Origin of the sequence: Oceanospirillum sediminis, from assembly GCF_014164585.1 — a bacterium.
Classification (GTDB): domain Bacteria; phylum Pseudomonadota; class Gammaproteobacteria; order Pseudomonadales; family Halomonadaceae; genus Oceanospirillum; species Oceanospirillum sediminis.
In genome coordinates this window covers 1-339 of sequence record NZ_JACJFM010000266.1, presented here as the reverse complement: position 1 = coordinate 339, position 339 = coordinate 1, and the positions used below count along the sequence as shown (strand labels likewise).

The 339-nt window shown below is 33.3% G+C and carries 1 protein-coding gene; it reads right to left on the bottom strand.

What is annotated here, in order from left to right:
• A partial coding sequence (locus H4O21_RS28635) for a carboxyvinyltransferase (RefSeq protein WP_502243760.1) occupies positions 1 to 339 on the bottom strand: 339 nt, incomplete at both ends.

Sequence of the window (339 nt, the reverse complement as noted above, 5' to 3'; positions counted from 1 at the left end):
AATGTAATTTCAGTACCTACATCACTAATGGCCACGATACTAAAAAAATAGGATGCTGAAGACCAATCAGACTCAACGGTTAATGGCTTAGGTTGAGCTTTTGAAGGGTGAACCTTTATAACGTTATTTTTAAACGAGGTTTCTATACCTATTTCATTTAATAGACTTAAGGTCATTTTAATATAAGGTACTGAGGTAATCTCACCAACTAAAGTAAGCTCAATACCATTTTCTAATTTTGAAGCTATTAATAACAATGCTGATATGTATTGACTGCTTACATTGGCATGTAACGACACTTTGTTTTTAGAAAGCCGTTTACCGTGTATTGTTATAGGC